Genomic DNA, 18816 nt, shown 5'->3' on the forward strand with positions numbered 1-18816 from the left:
CCTAGCTCATTCAGTCGATTCTACCGACTTAATTCCCACCCGTGGGCTCGCAATGAGAAGATCGTTCAGTAGTACATCGATATTAGTTATAGGAGCGGCGTAAACGAGGACCATATTCTTTGGATGAAAGATTTATTTGAAGGATTTGTCTATCGATATCGAGGTCTTGCTGGGTTGCGGTGCGGCTTAATCGGAAGGATGCTGAGGAGCTTGAACCTGAAGAAGCCTTGCAAACAGCACGATAAATGAATTTCGCTACAAATTAGTAAAACTAGAAGCTAACAAATCCTAAATAACAAGTGAAGCTTCACGCTACTGGCTTGCTGAGGAACCTAAAGAAACATTTGCTACAGAAGCTTATCATCTACATAACAGATAAATGAAAACAACAAAAAAGCCAGCGCCTATGCGCCAGCTTAACCTGCTTTCTTCAATTTCTGTTATTTTACTTATCGTTGTATTAAGCACCTTCGCAATATCATAGACAAAAAGCCTGGATCGCTTCTCTATAACAGCATCGGCATCTCTGCTGCTCTGGCTGCATGACCTTGCCGAACAATAGTCAAACTTATAGCCTGCTCAGCCCATATGCTGATCCTGCCAACGCCACAGTTCCTTGCTGGAGGTCGATATGCCGATGACCCCGCTCTTCAGCGCCAGTTCGTAATCCTGCATATCCACCATCAAGCCACCGGCAATTATCGGTATGTCCAGCTCGGCGCGAATGCGCCCCATAATACGAGGGCACACCATGCCAGGGAGCACCTCAATTGCATCAGGCTCCGATGCTTTCGTCATCCTGATTCCATTCTCGAGCGAGACGGAATCGAAGACGAACAGGCGCTGAACCGTCAGCAAGCCCAGCTTTTTGGCTTCGGCGATAATGTTGTTTTTGGTCGTCACAATGCCGTCAATGCCCACCTTCTCGGCCAAATAAGCAACGCCTGTCTTGTCCTTGCCGATCCCGTCAATGAGATCGAAGTGGACGAAGGACAGCTTGCCGGCGTCCCTGATCCCCTCGACGATCGCATCGATTCTAAATATATCCGTCTTCAAAATAAACACCACGCTAGAGCTGGTCTCCAGCACGGGTTGCAGCTCTTCCTCGTTCATCAGGGAAGTAATAATCGGCTTACGCTTCAAAAAATACGCCATTCTTCTGGCACCGTCATGATCTTTTCTCATCTCTCATCACCTCATCGTTGATTCAACGCTATCTCCATGTCTCCGGTTCAATCAACAGCAAATGCTGCTCAATCGTTACAGCAGCTCGCTCTCCAAATCCTGCGCCAGCTTCATCCGTGAGCGGATATAGGGCGTCACTTCGGCGAACACCTCGTCATAAGGCTCGCTGTCGGTCAGATGCACCAGCGCGAGCCGGCGAATCGCCGTCCAATCATAATATTGAATAATCTCCTGCAAGCTGCTGTGAGATGCCAGCGGAGCTCTTGCCGTCGTCGCTTCATGAATAAGCAGATCAATATGGTTCATCGCTTTAATCGCAGGGTTCAGCTCCGTATCGGAGGAATATACCGCCATTCGTCCCTGATGCTCCACTTTGATGCCAACTGTCGGCACCGCATGCCTGCCGGGAAAGACGGACAGCACCATATCCGAGTCGCTGATCAGTACAGAAGGCTGCTCCCATGCATACGTTCGAATGACCGCTTCAAAGCCAGCGGGCCAGTCGGTCATACCCAACTTGCCGATCCAGTCCTCCAGCCACTTCCGGTCCCCATGATCGCAATAAATATCAAGCGGCTTCGCTCGCCCATCCAGCCACATCCCCCACAGCAAGGAGGGAAGTCCGTAGATATGGTCAATATGCCGATGCGTCAGCACCAGCCTGGCCACCTCGTCCGTCCCCATGCCCAGCTTCTTCAATTTGCCTAGCGGATTCCCGCCAACGTCGATCATCGTACTGCTGCTGCCGCCGCGCAGCAGCAGCGATGTATTGTCCCGATCCCGTCCGGCTGCCGCACATGCCGTACCCATGAATACAATTTCCATCGCGTCCGCCTACTTCAATCCGGAATGCATAAAGCTGTCGACGAACTGTCTCTGGAAGAAGAAGAACGCAGCCAGCAAAGGCAAGATAACAAGGACTGTCGCGGCAGTTACCGTCCCCCATTGCGCCCCGGTCTCGAACGACTGGGCGAAGATCGCAATGCCGACCGTCAGCGGTCTAGACTCCACTGAGTTAGTGACGATCAGCGGCCACATGAAGTTGCTCCAGTGTGTACTGACGGAGATCAAGCCGAAGGCGACATAAGTCGGCTTCGCCGAAGGCAGATAGACGTAGAACAGCGTCTGCCACCATTTGCAGCCATCCACTTTCGTCGCATCATCCAGATCCACCGGAATTTGCTTGAATGTCTGGCGAAGCAAGAAGACACCGAAGGAGGAAGCCCAATACGGCAGCATGATCGCCAGCTTGGAGTCGATCAAATTCAGCTCTTTCATAATGGCATAGTTCGGGAAGATCAGAATATCAGGCGGAATCATGATCTGCACCAGAAATACGATAAAAATTACGCTGGAGCCGATGAACGTCAGCCTGGCAAAAGCGTAAGCCGCAAGCGTAACCGTGATCATCTGAACTGCCAGAATGCCTAAGACGATCACAATTGTGTTCCAGTAATATTGCAGGAACGGGATGGTCTCCCATGCCGCCAAATAGTTGCCGAACGTCGGATTTTTCACCGAAAACGGATTCATGCGCGTGATAACTTCGATCGATGGCGTAAACGAAGTCAATATCGTCCACACTAGCGGCATGATAAAGAGAATGCCCAGCAATACAATGATAGTTCGATTGATTACGCGATACATGTACCTGCACTCCCCTTCCCTAGTAGTGGATGCGCTTATCCAGATAAGCGTAGTTGAAGATTGAGATCCCCAGTAAAATGACGAGCAGCACGACGGTCAATACGGACGCTGCGCCCATATCCCAGAAGCTGAATGCCGTCTCGTAGAGGAAGAACAGCAGCAGGTTGCTGGCATTGTCCGGCCCGCCTTTGGTCATGATGTACAGATGGTCGACCAGCTTGAAGGCATTCGTCGTGGCGACGATCATACAGAACAGCGTAGTTGGCATAATGAGCGGGAACGTAATTTTGCGAAAGATATGGAACGGCTTGGCTCCTTCAATCTTCGCTGCTTCATAGACATCGCCCGGCAGGTTTTGCAATCCTGCCAAATAGAAAATCATAAAAAATCCGGCTTCCTTCCAAATCAGCATCAGGATCATGGCATACATGACCCAGCCCGGCTCACCCAGCCAGTTGGCTCCATCAATGCCGAAGAGGGACAGAAATTTGTCCAGCAAGCCGTAATCCGGCGTGTAGATGAACAGCCAGATGTTCGCGATACAGATCATCGGGATTAGCGTCGGATAGAAGAACGAAGCTCTCAGAAAGCCGTTACCCCTCATTTTGTTGTTCACCCAGATTGCCATATAGATGGCTAGCAGCAGGCTTGTAGGCACTGTACCGATAACGAGAATCAGATTGTTTTTAATAACCTTGAAAAACACTTCATCCTGCAGCACCCTGGCATATTGATCGAATCCGACAAAGCTCTGCGCTCCGAAGGTGGAGCTGAAGAAGCTGAGATAGATCGATTTGAATGTCGGATAAAAGGTAAACATCACCAAAAACACTAAGGATGGAAGCAGAAGGGCATAAGCAAATGCGTTCTCTTTCCAGTTGATCGAAAATCTTCGTGTCATGTTTATCACCCGTTTCCACCTTGAAGAAGGTTTAATGACAGCACAAGAGCCGCGAGCATGCATGAACGCGCTTTCACCAATTGAAAGCATTCGGATGCTTGTCGCGGCTCTCAATGGTCTCTGGCCTAATCTCTATTTTATTTGGACTGGAACGGCTTCAAGATTCCATCCGCCTGCTCCTGCGACTTCGCCAGCGCTTCCTTGGCGCTTAGCGTGCCGAGCAGCGCAGCCTGGATATTATCGTTGAAGATCTTCGTCACTTGGCCGTTCTGGTACGTAGACAGTTCACTATCGGCGAACTCCAGTTGGTCGCGTGCTACGGCTGCCTCAGGGAAGTCCGCAACATATTGCTTGAGCGCTTCGGTCTCGTAGGACGCCTTCGTCGTGCCGACATAGCCGGTATCGATCGACCACTGTGCAACTCTCTCCGGCTGTGTCAGGAACTCGATAAATTTAACCGCTGCTTCCTTGTTCCGCTCCGGGATATCCTTGAACACATACAGGTTGCCTCCGCCTGTCGGGGAACCGTACTGTTTGTTAGCCGGCAGGAACGCTACGCCGAAGTCGAAAGCAGCTTCGTTCTTCACCTTTGTCAGATTGCCAGTCGTGTGGAACATCATTGCCGCCTTCCCGCTGATGAAGTCGGAAGGTACAGTCGCCCATTCAATCGTTCCGGATGGCATCACTTTATCCTTTTGGCCCAGATCCATATAGAATTGCAGCGACTCCTCTACATGTGGCTTGTTGAAGTACACTTGCTTCCCGTCATTCGACATGATGTTCTCGCCTGATTGAAGTGAGAGCGCTTGCAGCATCCAGTATTGATAGCCGGTGCTTGGGATTTCGATCCCCCATTGTGAGCCATCCGTCTTCGTCAGCTTGGCGGCATACTCGCGCAGCTCTTCCCAAGTGGCTGGCGCTTTCTCCGGGTCAAGACCCGCTTCACGGAATTTATCTTTGTTGTAATACAGGACGATGGTGCTCCGTTGGAACGGAACGCTCCATACTTGATCTCCCGACTTGGTGTTGCCAAGGAAAGCTTCGTAGAACCCGTTGAAATAATCTTGCGAGAAGCGAGGCGTCAGATCCTCGATCGCATTCATCGAGAGAAGCGTGTACAGATCCGTCGACAGGAGCACGGCCATATCCGGCGAGTTGTTGCCCTGAACGGCTGTTGCTACTTTGGTCATCGTATCCTGATAGCTGCCTCCGTAGATCGGCATAACGCTAATATTTTCGTTTTCTCTCTCGAAGTCTTTGGCGAGCTGGTCAATCAGTTTGGTGATCGGGCCGCCAACCGCTACCGGGAAGTAAAACTGGAGCTTGACCGGTCCGTCTCCCCCGTCGCTTCCTTTGCCGCCGGATGAATTACCGTTGCTGCATGCCGAGATGATAAATGCAAATACAAGGATCAATAATGCCAGCTTCTTCATTCGGAATCCCCCTATGTCATTTTCGCCGGATAAAAAACAAGAGAGAAGTCCTCTGCATTAAAACGCTTTCAAACATACGAAAGCAGTTCGTTATGCAAAGGGCTTCTCATCATCTCCGCCCGGCATTTTCAATTGTACATGTACATTTTACATGCGGTTCACGAATTTGACAAGAAATATTTTTACAATTTGTTTGCGCTTTCATGATTGTTTCCTCTATTCACGTTCTCTCCAATTCATGCGGACTTGCTTGATGCCTTCCACTTGCCACAACTGTTGGAAAAGCGAATTAATTCCCTTTGCATTAAAGGAATGGACGCGAAATTCCATCGTACAGGAGGTGCTTCCCTGATCGTCTGCATCCCCCCCATTCATGACGCTCAACTGCTCAACCGACATGTTCGACTTCTCCAGCAAGGAGGTAATCCGATGGATTTCGACGGGACTATCGCCGGTATCAATGACGATTTTCAGAGTGCCCGCCTTATTGATAAACAGGAACTTCGATTCGAACTTGTTCAGTACCAGCGTGCTGAGCAGGACAAGCACCGTCGTCACGACGGCGGGCCAGTAGAAGCCTGAGCCGACACTTAATCCGATCGCCGCCGCGACCCATAGCGTCGCCGCCGTCGTCAAGCCGGAGATGACATGATTGGAGCGCCGCAATATGGCGCCTGCGCCCAGAAATCCGATGCCGCTGACCACTTGTGCCGACAGCCGCGCAGGATCGAATCTGGCATTGGGATGATTGATCAGATCGCTGTCGAAGCCGTAGATAGAAGTAAGCATAATTAGGGCAGCTCCTACCGCGACGAGCAAATGCGTCTTAAGCCCGGCCTGCTTCCTCCGTCTCTCCCTCTCCCATCCGATGATGCCTCCGAGCAGGGCGGCAAGCAGAAGCCGCAGCAGCATAGTGTCCGTATTCAACGAAATTTCGAACATCGCAAACCCTCGTCTCCTCATTTCATAACTTCACTGCAAAGAAATCGCGGATTACATCCTTCGGATGTCCCTCATCCGAATTCTGTCATCGCTAGCCAGCTCTATTAGCCAGCCTGCCCGATCTCCCATACCGATTGGAGCACGTAAGTCGGCTTCACGTCAGACCCTATCCAGTCATCAGCTCCCGTCACGCCGGTCAATACAAGCGCCGTGCCCATGCCTGCCATCTGTCCCATACGGATGTCGGTCTCCAGACGATCACCCGTCATTAAGCAATCCTTTGCTTCTACATTCAAGAGGTGAAGCGCCGTCTCGGTCGTCAGCGACGAAGGTTTGCCCATGACGATATCTACCGTGATGCCGGATGCGCCTTCGATCGCGCCAATCATCGCCCCGCAATCCGGAATCTCTCCCCCAGGCATCGGACACGTACGGTCAGGGTGGGTCGCGATGACGCTGGCGCCGCGCTTGATCGCTTGATAGGCAAAGTCCAGATGGTCATAGTGGAAGTTCCGGTCCCAAGAGATGACGACAACCCCTGTCTCATCCGGTGTATCCGCGAATACGATGCCGTTGTCTCTTAACTCGTCTTTCAATATATCCTCGCCGATGACATACGCCTTCACGCCGGGATGATGCCGCTTCAAGTAATGAATAGTGACGAGTGCCGGATTCAGAATCTCCTCCAGCGTAACCGAAAGGCCAAAGCCATGCAGCTTGCGCAAATACGCCTCGCGTGAGTCGATCGTTTTGTTCGTCAAGAATAGCAGCTTCTTCCCGAGCGACTGCAGCCGCTGTATCGTCTCTACGGCCCCGTCGATAGGGTCGCTCCCAAGATAGATGGTTCCGTCCAGGTCGAAAATATAGGCTGAGTATTGTTGAAGGTTTCTCATGCGCGGCTCCTCCATACTTCTTTTATCTGGTCCTCAATGAGCATATGCTGCCTTCGTGACTCAGGCTCACTCCAGCCCATGATAGAAGCCATCATAGCAACGACCTGATTACGAGCATCATCCGCCCGCTTCCAATCAAAGAGCAGCCAGCCCGTACGCCGCAGCAGAAAATCAACAGCGTTCAGCGTCAGCTCATGATCGATGCAATAGAGAATTTCGCCATAGAGCAGCTGGTCTTTCTTCGCCGAATAATCTTGAGCGCTAAGTGCAGCCTTCAAGACGTCTATCGTATTGGCGCCATACCTCGTGGCCAGATCCGCTATCTGCGCCCGGGTCAGTCCCGCATCCCCGCCAAATCGCATGGCGGCATCAATCGCTTGCTCGTAGCTGGCACCCGGACTGGCACCTCCGCTGATTGGTTCCCTATCCGTCGTGCACGGCGGATAGATGTTGCCATTCTCATCCTGCAGTTGCTTCGATGCAAGATCCACGACCTTCTCCGCCATCTTGCGGAACCCCGTCAGCTTCCCGCCGGCAATGGTAATCAGACCGGAATCCGACAGGATGATCTCATCCTTGCGCGATACTTCGGATGGACTTTTGCCTTCTTCCCATAATAGCGGGCGCAGGCCGGACCAGCCTGTCTCCACATCCCGCTTCTTCAGCCGGACGCTCGGGAAGGCGGCATTGACCGCATCCACCAAATAGTTCATATCCTCATCGGTAATGCCCGGCTCTTCAAGCCCGCCTTTGTACACGGTATCGGTCGTGCCGATATAGGTCTTGCCGCCGCGGGGGATGACAAAAATCATTCGTCCTCCCGGAACATCGAAGTACGCCGCTTGCCGGATCGGCAGCTTTTTGTAATCGACGACCAGATGGACACCTTTTGTCAGAAGCAGCTTTTTGCCTTGGAGCGAATTATCCCGCTTCCGTACTTCGTCGACCCATGGCCCGGCAGCATTGACAATTTTTTTGGCATAAATTTCGTAACTATTGCCACTCGCCAGATCGAGTACTTTGACACCTGCCACCTTGCCTCTGCGGTAGATGAATTGCTCTACCTTCGCATGATTGGCAATAATCGCGCCTCTGGACCGGGCACTTTTCATCACTTCTACCGTCAGTCGCGCATCGTCGGTCCGATATTCGTAATAGTAGCCTGATCCCTTCAGTCCGTCCGTCTTGAACAATGGCTCCAGCGCCATCGTCTGTTCTCTTTTGTACATTTTACGCCTCTCGCTTCTCTTTACGCCTGCAAGCCAGTCATAAATATACAAGCCTACGGCACTGGCGAGATAGCCGTAAGTCCCCTTCTTATAGATCGGCAGCAGCATCGGAATCGGGTCGACCAGATGTGGAGCGCTCTTATGCAGCAGCGCCCGCTCGGAGCCTACCTCCTTGACGAGATTGACCTCGCCTTGCTTCAAATAACGAAGACCGCCATGTATCAGCTTGGTCGAACGGCTGCTTGTGCCCGATGCCACATCGTTCATCTCCAGCAGCCCCGTCTTCATCCCCCTGATGCTTGCGTCCCAAGCAATGCCAGCCCCTGTAATGCCTCCTCCGATGATGAGCAGGTCCAGCTCTTCCCCGGCCATTTGCTCCAGATAGCGCTCACGTTCCCTCGCCGAGAATAGGGTTTTCATCGTGCATTCCTCCTTGGTTGCTCCCAGTCCTATTGCAGGAACCGCCGGAAATGCAAAAAACCCTTCTGCGAAGAGTACACGCCAAACTGGCGCTTACTCTGCAAAAGGGTTCTCCATTTTCTCCGACCGCTCTGCTAAGCTATGATTACATCCATTATATGCCGAGACGGACCGGCTGTCTACTCTTATTTCTAATGAAGGGCTGTTATCCGAACAACATGCCTTTTATGTTAAAAACGCGTGATACCCTCCGATGTAACAACCGACAGAAGCAACGGGCGAAGCTCCGGCTTGGCATTCTCAATCGTATAAGCGCCAAGCACGCGGTCGCCTACTTGGTCGGCCGTTACATTCTTGTTCCGTACATGCAGGATGGCAAGCGTATCGCCTTCCTTCACCTCGTCGCCTACCTTCTTCCGAAGGATTAGACCAACAGCATAATCGATTATGGAATCCTTGGTTTCACGTCCAGCACCCAGCATCATAGCTGCGAGGCCAAGCTGTTCCGCCTCAATAGCGCTGACATATCCGGACTGCCGGGCTTGTACTTCAATGGTGTAAGGGGCCTTAGGCAGAAGCTCCGGCTGATCGGCGATGCGGCCATCGCCGCCCTGGGCTTCAATGAATGCCCGGAACTTGGCGAGAGCTTCGCCGCTGGCCAGCTTCCCTCGCAGCAGCTCCTTCGCTTCGTCGAAAGTGGATGCCTTGCCTCCGAGCACGACCATATGTGCCCCAAGCGCCAGGCACAGCTCGGTCAGATCATCCGGCCCCTGGCCCTTCAGCGTAGCCAGCGCTTCCTGTACCTCAAGCGCATTGCCAATAGCGAAGCCAAGCGGCTGATCCATATCGCTGATGACAGCTGCCGTCTGTCTGCCGACTTCCGAGCCGATGGCAACCATTGCATTGGCCAGCTTCTCGGCATCCTCCACCGTCTTCATGAAAGCGCCGCTGCCCGTCTTCACATCCAGCACGATCGCGTCAGCGCCCGCCGCAATCTTCTTGCTCATAACGGAGCTCGCAATGAGGGGAATAGACTCTACTGTGCCTGTAACGTCTCTCAGCGCATACAGCTTCTTGTCGGCAGGGGCCAGATTCCCGCTCTGTCCAATGACAGACAGACCGATATCATTCACCTGTCGGATAAAGTCCTCGCGCGACAACTCCGTATGGAAGCCATCAATGGCCTCCAGCTTATCGATTGTACCGCCTGTATGTCCAAGGCCGCGTCCCGACATCTTTGCTACGGGAACGCCGGCAGAGGCTACAAGCGGCCCGATAATCAAAGTGGTCTTGTCTCCAACACCGCCCGTACTGTGCTTATCTACTTTAATGCCGTGAATCGGCGACAAATTCACTTGATCGCCTGAGGAGGCCATAGCCAGCGTCAAAGCCGCCGTCTCGGCAGACGACATCCCGCGGAACAGGACCGCCATTGCCCACGCCGATATCTGATAATCAGGAATCTCGCCGCGGCTGTAGCCTTGGACCAAAAATCCGATTTCTTCAGGCGACAGCTCGCCGCCGTCGCGCTTCTTATGGATCACATCAACAACCCGCATGTCTGCTCCCTCCAAGTATGAGCAGGCGCAATTACGTCGTACGGGCGAGCAGTCGTTGCTCGGACTGAACCCGAACAATGATCTCGTCCAACGACTGGCTGAGCACCAGCACATCGCGGTGCAGCAAGTTTTTCTCCGTGATTGCCGTCTCAACCATTGCATTGCGCAGCTGCTCCAGCTGCATTAGTAATTGCTTATCCATTGCTCGTCCACTCCATCTTTCTTTGATCATGGACATTATACGACGATTCCCGTTTGGAAAACTGTCACATTGAGTCGAGCTAAATGTTACAATTGTGTTACAAAAACTGTTACATTTTAGAAATTAATGCTGTCACCAGACCCAGGAACTGGGACTTGACACGTTCGGTTGTTTCCATTACTTCCTCATGGGACAAGGGCTGATCCAGAATTCCGGACGCCATGTTGCTAATACAGGAAATTCCGACTACTTCAATGCCCGAGTGGCGGGCCGCAATCACTTCGGCAACGGTCGACATTCCGACAGCATCCGCACCTAATGTGCGAAGCATGCGGATTTCGGCAGGGGTCTCATATGTCGGACCAAGCAAGCCTGCGTATACGCCTTCCTGAACCTCAATCCCTTGGCTGGCTGCAATCTCCTGCGCAATGGCACGCAGACGCTTGCTGTAGGCTTCCGACATATCAGGGAAGCGAACGCCAAGCGCATTATCGTTGGGACCGATCAGCGGGTTTTTGCCCGTCATGTTCAGATGATCCGAGATCAGCATCAAATTGCCTGAAGCGAAATTCAGATTGATGCCGCCGGCTGCATTCGTCACAAGCAAGGATTGTACGCCCAGCGCCTTCATGACGCGGACTGGGAATGCCGTCAGTTCAGGACCGTAGCCCTCATACATATGGAAGCGGCCGCGCATCAGCACAACAGAGCGTCCGGAGAGCGACCCAATCAGCAGCTCGCCTGCATGGCCTTCTACGGTCGAGATCGGAAAATGCGGGATGTCCTTATAAGCAATAACCGTCGCGTTTTCGATGTGGTCGCCCAGCACGCCAAGCCCCGAGCCCATAATCAGGCCGATTTCAGGCTTAACCGCTGTTTGTTGTTGTATGTACTCCGCAGCTTCCTTAATGTGCGCCGCAGTCAATTGATTCATGTTTATTCCTCCTAAAATTTTTACGAAGTAAAACTTACTTCGTAAGCATGGACTTAAAGTTTTACGAAGTAAAACTTACTTCGTCTCCAGCAAATTCAAGAAGCTTGTCCCGTTTGGCGGCGCCTGCACACCGAAATTATCGGCGATTGTCGCGCCCAAATCGGAGAACGTCTCCCGAACCGGCAATTCGCCTGTTTTCTTAAAGGCAGGGCTGTACAGCAGCACCGGCACATATTCACGCGTATGATCCGTGCCAGGGTGGGTCGGGTCGTTGCCGTGGTCTGCCGTTACGACGAGCAGATCCTTTTCGCCAATAACCTTCTCAAGCTCAGGTACGGCGCGGTCGAACTCCTCCAGCGCCCTAGCATACCCTTCCGGATCTCTGCGATGTCCATAGAGGGAATCAAAGTCAACCAGATTCGTGAACAGCAATCCGCGGAACGGCTCCTTAAGCCGATCCAGCGTACGCTGGATACCGTCTGCGTTGCTTTTGGTCGAAGTCGCTTCCGATATGCCTTCCCCGTCGAAGATATCATTAATCTTGCCGATGGCAATCGTATCGAAGCCTCCGTCCTTGAGAGCGCTAAGTACGGTCGGCTGAGGCGGCTTCACCGCATAGTCATGGCGATTCGGCGTACGCTTGAAGCTGCCAGGCTCGCCGAGATACGGCCTTGCAATGACACGGCCCACCGTGAAGCGATCGTCCATCGTCAGCTCGCGTGCGATCTCGCAAGCGCGGTAGAGCTCTTCCAGCGGAATAATATCCTCATGTGCTGCGATTTGGAACACGCTATCCGCCGATGTATAAACGATCCATGCGCCAGTCTTCATCTGCTCTTCGCCCAGCTCGTCCAATATTTCCGTTCCGCTTGACGATTTGTTGCCAATCACCTTGCGACCGGTCCGCTCTTCGAACGGTCCAATCAGCTCCGGCGGGAATCCGTCTGGGAACGTCTGGAACGGAACCGTCAGCTTCAGGCCCATAAGCTCCCAGTGACCTGTCATTGTATCTTTCCCTACAGACACTTCCGCCATCTTGCCGAAAATAGCGCCTGATGCACCGCTCTCCGGCTTCCAATCTCCGATGGGAGCAATCCGGTCCAGTCCCCAGCGCCGCAGATGCGGCAGTTCCAGGCTGCTTACACGCTCCGCGATATGTCCAAGCGTATGTGATCCTATATCTCCGAATTGGTCTGCATCGGGCAACTCGCCGATTCCGACACTGTCCAGTACAATAACGGCTATACGTTCAAATTTCATGTTGTATACCTACTTTCTGACTGTGATTTTATGTACGATAGTGAATTTGCGAGAATACTAGCCTTAAGCTCTCGGGTGCGCTCCTGCGTAGGCATCCTTCAGCCTTGTTTTTGCAAGCTGTGTATACTTCAGCGTGGTGGCAATGTCCGCGTGACCGAGCAGCTCTTGAACGGAACGAATATCCGCTCCGTTCTCCAGTAGATGGGCGGCTACGGAATGCCTCAGCGTATGCGGCGTTATCTCTGCTCCTATGCCCGCTTCCTTCGAATATTTTTTGAGCATTTTCCAGAAGCCTTGCCTGGTCATTCGGGTGCCCAAATGATTCAAGAACAATGCCGAATCCGGCTCCCGGCCGGTTAAGAGACATTCACGGCCCAGCTCCAGGTAATCGTTAATGGCATCCTTCGCATGGCTGCCGAACGGAACGATTCTCTCCTTCAAGCCATGGCTGATACACTGTATATACCCCATGTTCATATGGACATGTTCCACATTCAGCGATACAAGCTCTGTTACCCGAATTCCGGTTGCGTAAAGCAGCTCCAACATGGCTTTGTCGCGTTTGCCCGTGGCGGTAGCGGTATTCGGCGTCTCCAGCAGCGCGCTGGTCGTAGCTACGGTCAGGACATACGGAGGCTTCTTCTCCTGCTTCGGCGATTCCATATGAATCGACGGGTCCGAGACAATAATGCCTCTGAGGGCCAAATAATGAAAGAACGCGCGCACCGATACGATGTGTCGTGAGATCGTAGCCGCCTTACGGCCCTGCTCCTTCAGCAGCATCATATATTTGGACAGGTGATGACGGTGAACATTTGTCCATTCCCCGATTCCTTCATCCTGCACATATCGAATGAACCGATTCAAATCGCGCTCATAGGAGGCGAGTGAGTTGGGAGACAGCTTTCGTTCCAGCTGCAGATGAGACATATAAAGATTCAATTGAGCTTCCAATTGCAACTTCCTTTCGGGGATAATGCCAATACTTCAGGATGGACCTCCATCATGATTCAACATTCGACATAAATAATCCTTCTTTTCTATCGAATATCATGAGGATTAAAGACATTATTCCCCGTACCAGTAAAACCATCTTAGCCGATCCGCCCCATATCCGGCTTCCGGCGACTCCGGGTCCGTGACAAACACCTTGATCGCAGCGCCCTTCGGCTTCTGATAGGGATGCACGGGCGAGACCATATCCATCAGCCACCGGTAACCGCCGGCGGCAAAAAACAGAAGAAAAGCGAAAACAAGCAGAAACCAGATCCGATTGAGCCAACTACGGAATGAAAAAACCATGCCAAGCAGCCTCCTTCCCCTCACACAACCGTGAATAGTCTGTCCCTATCACAGTATGAGACCGCTGCCTGGATTATGTTATCCGCCAGCCGGAGTCTTATGGCTCCAACGAATCGTATGCAATGCTTTCTAGTGCCTTCATTATAGGCGTATAGGCATAGCTTGTCGATGCCGCTACCGCTTCATTCGTCACCATGCCGGCATACGTATTGACGCCGCGCTGGAGCGGCAAGCTCTTCCTTACCGCCGCTAATCCATTCGTCGCAAGCTCAAGCGCGTACGGCATCGTCACATTGGTAAGCGCAAAGGTTGACGTGCGGGGAACGGCACCGGGAATGTTCGCGACGGCATAATGCACGACGCCATGCTTCACATAGACCGGGTCCTTATGGGTCGTCGGTCGATCTACGGTGGCAATGGAACCGCCTTGATCAACTGCAACGTCCACGATAACAGCACCTTTCTTCATCCGCTCGACCATTGCCTCCGTTACGAGATGCGGCGCTTTGGCTCCTGGAATCAAGACTGCGCCAATGACGAGATCGGCGTGGCTGACCGCCTCCGCGATATGCAACGGGCTAGACATTAATGTACGGATTCTACCTTCGAATAGCTCATCTATATAACGCATCCGATCGGCGCTGCGCTCAATCACGACAACATTGGCGCCAAGGCCCAGCGCCATTCTCGCGGCATTGGTTCCGACAATTCCGCCGCCGATCACGACAACCTCAGCAGGAGGAACGCCAGGCACGCCGCCCAGCAGCACGCCTCTGCCGCCATTGAAGGCTTCTAGAAACTGCGCGCCGACCTGAACCGCCATACGTCCTGCTACTTCGCTCATTGGCGTCAGCAACGGCAGGCTGCCGTTATCAAGCTGAATCGTTTCATATGCAATGCCCGTAACGCCATTATCCACCAGCGACTTTACCAGCTCCGGAACAGCAGCCAGGTGCAAGTACGTAAACAAAAGCAGTCCTTTTCGAAAATACCCGTATTCCGCAGGGAGCGGCTCCTTCACCTTCATGATCATATCAGCTTCCGCCCATACATCGGATGCAGTACCGCGCATCGTCGCACCTTCCCTGACGTAATCCTCGTCCTCGAAGCCGCTTCCGCCACCCGCTCCAGATTCCACGACAACGGTATGCCCAGCGGCTGTCAGCATTGTGACGCCTGCAGGCGTCAGAGCAACCCGATATTCGCTTTGCTTGATTTCCTTCGGCACTCCAATAATCATCTGCCACGCCTCCTAAGTGGATTGTTACTAAGCGTACCTTATCCAGCATTGGCTTAAATTATGTGTATGCCGACCAGCGCCGAAACGGAATTCTGCCAGTCTCTCCTATGAACGGCAAAACGGCTCAGCTCTCTACATCCGATGGATGGATCGCATAAGCCGTTATAATGGGTTTGAATGATCGTTTTTCTCCCTGCAACGTACGCATACGCCTTGAAAGTCTAGTCTGTGGTCTACTACAAAGAAGCCGTATTCCTGCTCCAGCCTCTCTTCCAGCGGCAGCAGCCAGTCTTCCTTAATCTCCTCCATCGTCCCGCACTGCACGCAGATCAGGTGATGATGGTGATGCTTATTGCTATCCGTACGAAGATCGTATCTTGCCACGCCGTCTCCGAAGTTCATCTTCTCCACGACATGCATCTCACTCAGAAGCTCAAGCGTCCGGTATACGGTCGCAAGGCCGATCTCGGGGGCTTTATCCTTCACCAGCATGAACACTTCTTCTGCGCTCAGATGGTCTTCTTCATTCTCCAGCAGCACGCGAACGGTAGCCTCGCGTTGCGGGGTCAGCTTATATCCCTGCGACTGCAATTGTTGTTTGATCTTCTCAATCCGGGCTTCCATGATCTCCCCCCTACCACATGTCCGCGCCTCTTATAGAAGTTGTTCAAAAAATCCACTTTTGATCACGAAGCAGATCAGGACGCCTGCTCGACATCGAATATGGCATTCAGCCGGAACTTCCGGTGCTCACGTAGCTTCCACTTCGCTCCGCTCCTCATTTCCTAGCTTCATCCCATCTTCTGCAGCGTTTTGAAAAAACGCATCATCGGAAGCAAAAGCTCATGTGCTGAAAACCGGACTTTTTGAACACGCACTTATAGGAAACGTTCCCTTCATTATAGGGGCTAAACGCAGAGAAAGTCAAACAAATTGATGTCAAATCATGCCGTTACGAGACGAAAGGTAGGGAGCAGCCCACCCGATCACAGAAGGTGAAATATAAGCCTCCACCAAGGCCGCGCCTGCGAACAGAAGCAGCATAATCATGGCGGTTGACGTCAGCGTGCCCAGCTGGGGCAGAAGCGTTCCCGATTGCTGCAGCAGCCGGTTCTTCACCAAGTAGACGCCGAATGAGATCGAAGCTGCGCTTGTAATCATCATAGCGGGGACAGCAATAGCATTTTGCGGAGCCAATGTAACGAAAGAAAAGAAGATTCCTTTCCATTCATACTGCTGAACGAGAATGCCAATCGAGAAGCCGATCAGCGCGCCTTTCAAAAAGTTGAGCACCAAAATGCCCGGAATACCGATCACCGTCACGCCGAGCAGCCAAATAAGCAACAGCCATTTCAAATGAAAGAAAAACCGCTCCCAAAATATATCTTCGGCCGTAGCGCCAAGACCAATCTGCATGCTCTGTACATAATGGCCGACTTCCGACGCCAGCTCCTGCTGCTGCTCCAGTGTCAAGGCATTGACAAGCAGCGCACCGAATATGCCTCCTACCGCGAACAAAACGGCAACGAACAAATAGAGATTAAAATGAGCCCTCACGACGCAAAGCCCCCTTGCTTACCGCAGAATGTGTACGAACGATCCTCCGCTCATGGAGAGGTTGTCCTTTTCATTCTATGTAAGCAAAGGGGCTCGTATGACGCTATTGGGCTAGATCTTGCCCGTATTCACGTAGAGCTTCCACGCATAGACGGCCAATATCGTCTTGGCATCGCTAATGCGTCCTTCAGCTATATAAGCGTCGGCTTCTTCCATCGTAATCGCCTCTACACGCAGATCCTCATCCTCGTCCAGACGCTGCTCGCCCGCTTCCAGCTGATCTGAGAAGTAGAGATACAGCTTCTCATCTGCGAATCCCGGCGATGTATAGAAGGCGCTGACAAGCTTCAGTTCCTTGGCCCGATAGCCGGTTTCCTCCTCCAGCTCGCGTGCTGCGGCTTCCATCGGGTCTTCACCAGCGTCAAGCTTGCCCGCCGGAATCTCGATCTGGAACTTATCCATCGGCTTCCTGTACTGATCGACGACCAACAGCTTGCCGTCCATCAGGCCCATGACCGCCGAAGCGCCTGGATGCCGCACGATCTCGCGCGTGGCCTCTTTGCCGTCAGGCAAAGCGACCGTATCCACCTGCAAGGAAATGACTCTGCCCTGGAAGATCGGCTTGCTATGTATCGTTTCTTCACGCCAGATTGGCTTGTTATCCCCTGTATCCATCCGGACCCCTCCTGTAGCTGCGCCTGCCTGGCAGGCATAACTTGTCCCGCATACGCATACCTATCCAGTATCAAGCTACCCGATAGGAGCGATGGAAGATGAAACAATATATTGCATCGAATCAATTAAGACTGATCGGCAAGGGCTGGGAGATCCGCCATCATTTAAGGAAGCTCGCTGCTTCTGGGGACGATGTGCTTCTGTCCCGGTTTACGAAGGAGCTGCCTCCCGTTAAGGTGACGCTTGGAGGCTCACGTCGCCCTTGACCAATCACGCAGATTCGGGCTGAGTTATTCGCCAGCTCCGGCTTGCTTAATAATTTCTACAACCAGCTCAGCCGTCTTCACCAGATCGTCTACTTTGATCTGTTCTTTGGTCGTATGGATATATTCATAGCCCACAGCCAAATTAACCGTTGGCACACCCAAGCCGTTGAAGATATTGGCATCGCTGCCGCCGCCGGAATGGAAGGTCTTAGGCGTAGCGCCGATCGCTACAATCGCTTTTTTCGCCAGCTCAACCACTGCATCCCCATCTTGATAGAGGTACGCCGGATAGATAATGTCGCTTTCGAATTCGGCACGAGCTCCGTATTCCTTCGCTGCACTTTCGACCGCTTCCTTCATTGCCGCCAGCTGCGCGTCCAGCTTCGGTTGAACAAGGCTTCTCGCTTCCGCATCCAGCTTCACATAGTCGCATACAATGTTCGTTGCGCCGCCACCCTCGAATTTACCGATGTTGGCCGTCGTCTCCGAATCGATACGTCCCAGCGGCATGCGGGCAATCGCTTTCGCCGCCACCTGAATCGCGCTAATGCCATCCTCCGGGTTAACGCCAGCATGCGCCGACTTTCCGAACAGCTTAATCGTCACTTTCGCTTGCGTAGGCGCTGCTACGGCAATATCGCCGATTGCGCCGTTGGAATCCAGCGCGTAGCCGAACTTGGCCTCCAACTTGGAAGCGTCCAGCGCGCGTGCGCCCAGCAGCCCGGATTCTTCGCCTACCGTGATGACGAATTGAATGCGGCCGTGAGGAATCCCTTGCTCCTTCAATACGCGAATCGCTTCGAACATGGCAGCCAGTCCCGCTTTATCATCTGCGCCCAGAATAGTCGTGCCGTCACTGCTAATATAGCCGTCAGCATCCAGCTGCGGCTTAATGCCGTTGCCCGGTGTTACGGTATCCATATGGCTTGTAAAGAAAATCGTAGGCGCATTCGCGTCCCCGCCGTTCGCGGTCTCCAGCATGGCGAACAAGTTGTTCGCTCCATGCCCTGTTTTGGCAGCCGCATCGTCCTCTGTTAGAGTTAAGCCTAGCGCCGAAAACTTCTCCTTCAGCACTTTGCTGATTTCCGCCTCATGCTTGGTCTCGCTGTCCACCTGTACAAGCTCCATAAATTCTTGAACCAAACGATCTTTTTTAATCATCCTGTTTCCT

Annotated in this window: 20 protein-coding genes; 1 reads left to right on the forward strand and 19 read right to left on the reverse strand. The window is 52.7% G+C overall.

Going from position 1 to position 18816, the window contains the following annotated elements:
- Positions 1-579: 579 nt before the first annotated feature.
- The 18 genes from AC0YNW_RS14580 to AC0YNW_RS14665 all read right to left on the reverse strand — a co-directional run bounded on the left by AC0YNW_RS14580 (position 580) and on the right by AC0YNW_RS14665 (position 17379).
- Positions 580-1185: a glycerol-3-phosphate responsive antiterminator gene (locus AC0YNW_RS14580; protein ID WP_387473864.1), complete on the reverse strand. Its 606-nt coding sequence runs from the start codon at positions 1183-1185 to the stop codon at positions 580-582.
- A 75-nt stretch (positions 1186-1260) separates the two neighbouring features.
- Positions 1261-2010, reverse strand: a complete 750-nt coding sequence (locus AC0YNW_RS14585; protein WP_475832578.1) for an MBL fold metallo-hydrolase — start codon at positions 2008-2010, stop codon at positions 1261-1263.
- Positions 2011-2019: 9 nt separating this feature from the next.
- A complete protein-coding gene (locus AC0YNW_RS14590) occupies positions 2020-2832 on the reverse strand; it encodes a carbohydrate ABC transporter permease (protein ID WP_475832579.1) in 813 nt (270 codons plus the stop codon).
- 19 nt (positions 2833-2851) lie between these two features.
- Positions 2852-3733, reverse strand: coding sequence for a carbohydrate ABC transporter permease (locus AC0YNW_RS14595; protein WP_475832580.1), 882 nt, complete (start codon positions 3731-3733; stop codon positions 2852-2854).
- 137 nt (positions 3734-3870) lie between these two features.
- Positions 3871-5166, reverse strand: coding sequence for an ABC transporter substrate-binding protein (locus AC0YNW_RS14600; RefSeq protein WP_475832581.1), 1296 nt, complete (start codon positions 5164-5166; stop codon positions 3871-3873).
- Positions 5167-5382: 216 nt separating this feature from the next.
- Positions 5383-6108: an MgtC/SapB family protein gene (locus AC0YNW_RS14605; RefSeq protein WP_475832582.1), complete on the reverse strand. Its 726-nt coding sequence runs from the start codon at positions 6106-6108 to the stop codon at positions 5383-5385.
- A gap of 104 nt (positions 6109-6212) precedes the next feature.
- Complete coding sequence (locus AC0YNW_RS14610; protein WP_475832583.1) at positions 6213-7001, reverse strand: HAD-IIA family hydrolase; 789 nt, start codon at positions 6999-7001, stop codon at positions 6213-6215.
- Positions 6998-8650: a glycerol-3-phosphate dehydrogenase/oxidase gene (locus AC0YNW_RS14615; RefSeq protein WP_475832584.1), complete on the reverse strand. Its 1653-nt coding sequence runs from the start codon at positions 8648-8650 to the stop codon at positions 6998-7000. The genes AC0YNW_RS14610 and AC0YNW_RS14615 overlap by 4 nt, the downstream gene beginning before the upstream one ends.
- A gap of 230 nt (positions 8651-8880) precedes the next feature.
- Entirely contained in the window at positions 8881-10209 is a 1329-nt protein-coding gene (locus tag AC0YNW_RS14620; RefSeq protein ID WP_475832585.1) for a pyrimidine-nucleoside phosphorylase, read from the reverse strand.
- Positions 10210-10240: 31 nt separating this feature from the next.
- The gene (locus tag AC0YNW_RS14625; RefSeq protein WP_387473889.1) at positions 10241-10411 is read right to left on the reverse strand and encodes an aspartyl-phosphate phosphatase Spo0E family protein; all 171 of its coding nucleotides are present in this window, start codon (positions 10409-10411) and stop codon (positions 10241-10243) included.
- A 109-nt stretch (positions 10412-10520) separates the two neighbouring features.
- Complete coding sequence (locus AC0YNW_RS14630) at positions 10521-11345, reverse strand: purine-nucleoside phosphorylase (protein WP_475832586.1); 825 nt, start codon at positions 11343-11345, stop codon at positions 10521-10523.
- Between the two features lie 75 nt (positions 11346-11420).
- A complete protein-coding gene (deoB, locus tag AC0YNW_RS14635; RefSeq protein ID WP_387473895.1) occupies positions 11421-12605 on the reverse strand; it encodes a phosphopentomutase in 1185 nt (394 codons plus the stop codon).
- A 63-nt stretch (positions 12606-12668) separates the two neighbouring features.
- Positions 12669-13559, reverse strand: coding sequence for a site-specific tyrosine recombinase XerD (gene xerD, locus AC0YNW_RS14640; RefSeq protein WP_475832587.1), 891 nt, complete (start codon positions 13557-13559; stop codon positions 12669-12671).
- Between the two features lie 114 nt (positions 13560-13673).
- Complete coding sequence (locus tag AC0YNW_RS14645) at positions 13674-13907, reverse strand: DUF4227 family protein (RefSeq protein ID WP_475832588.1); 234 nt, start codon at positions 13905-13907, stop codon at positions 13674-13676.
- A 97-nt stretch (positions 13908-14004) separates the two neighbouring features.
- Positions 14005-15147 carry an alanine dehydrogenase gene (gene ald / locus AC0YNW_RS14650; RefSeq protein WP_475832589.1) on the reverse strand — a complete coding sequence of 381 codons (1143 nt, stop codon included), beginning with the start codon at positions 15145-15147 and terminating at the stop codon, positions 14005-14007.
- Between the two features lie 162 nt (positions 15148-15309).
- The gene (fur, locus tag AC0YNW_RS14655) at positions 15310-15771 is read right to left on the reverse strand and encodes a ferric iron uptake transcriptional regulator (protein ID WP_387473907.1); all 462 of its coding nucleotides are present in this window, start codon (positions 15769-15771) and stop codon (positions 15310-15312) included.
- 315 nt (positions 15772-16086) lie between these two features.
- Entirely contained in the window at positions 16087-16704 is a 618-nt protein-coding gene (spoIIM, locus tag AC0YNW_RS14660; protein WP_475832590.1) for a stage II sporulation protein M, read from the reverse strand.
- 111 nt (positions 16705-16815) lie between these two features.
- Complete coding sequence (locus tag AC0YNW_RS14665; RefSeq protein ID WP_387473911.1) at positions 16816-17379, reverse strand: NUDIX domain-containing protein; 564 nt, start codon at positions 17377-17379, stop codon at positions 16816-16818.
- A gap of 98 nt (positions 17380-17477) precedes the next feature.
- Between AC0YNW_RS14665 and mciZ the strand changes: the two genes are divergently transcribed.
- Positions 17478-17645, forward strand: a complete 168-nt coding sequence (mciZ, locus tag AC0YNW_RS14670; protein ID WP_387473914.1) for a Z-ring formation inhibitor MciZ — start codon at positions 17478-17480, stop codon at positions 17643-17645.
- Positions 17646-17669: 24 nt separating this feature from the next.
- Here the strand turns inward: mciZ and AC0YNW_RS14675 are convergent, their stop codons facing one another.
- Positions 17670-18806, reverse strand: a complete 1137-nt coding sequence (locus AC0YNW_RS14675; protein ID WP_475832591.1) for a M20/M25/M40 family metallo-hydrolase — start codon at positions 18804-18806, stop codon at positions 17670-17672.
- Between the last annotated feature and the right edge of the window lie 10 nt (positions 18807-18816).

It is taken from the genome of Paenibacillus sp. J31R120, from assembly GCF_056269225.1.